Below are 533 nucleotides of genomic sequence, written 5' to 3'. Positions count from 1 at the left end.
CAGTATCGACAGGCTGAACGTCTTGTCCTTCGTCGCCTTCACTTGATACGTCGGGCTGGTCGTGCTCTTGACAATCGCATCGCTCCAAGCCGTCACACCCGTCTCGTTCTTCGCCCTCACCCGGTACATGTGCGACGTTCCCGAGCTTAATTCGCTATGGGTATACGAGCTGCCCGTTCCTTCCACGACCGCATCGCCATCGATCTCGATGTCGTACCCCGTCGCTCCGTTCACCTTATCCCATCTCAGCTCGATGCTGTTGTTCGTCGCGAACGCCTCCACCTGCATCTGTCCATCCAGCGGATTGGACAGCGTCGAGAGCGACAGCACCGCCACCCATTGGCTCGTCCCCTCTGCGTTCTTCCATCGGATCTTGTACGAATGGAATTCTTCCGCTTGCAGGCCCCCGTGGTGGAACGTCGTGTCGGTGCCGATGTCGGTGATCTTGCCGTCCACTTCCACCTCGTATTGCGCATCGGGCGCCACCGTGTCCCACGAGAGCGTAATCGTCCGGTTCGTCACAACGGCGGCCA

General features: G+C 59.5%; 1 protein-coding gene. It reads right to left on the bottom strand.

All coding sequences use genetic code 11. The features are described 5' to 3' along the window. Positions 1–533: fibronectin type III domain-containing protein (locus E6C55_RS34070; protein ID WP_168736015.1), on the bottom strand; the 533-nt coding region annotated here is incomplete at both ends.

This window comes from Cohnella fermenti, from assembly GCF_004801405.1.
In the GTDB taxonomy this organism is placed as follows: domain Bacteria; phylum Bacillota; class Bacilli; order Paenibacillales; family Paenibacillaceae; genus Cohnella; species Cohnella fermenti.
This window is presented reverse-complemented; position numbering and strand designations above follow the sequence as displayed.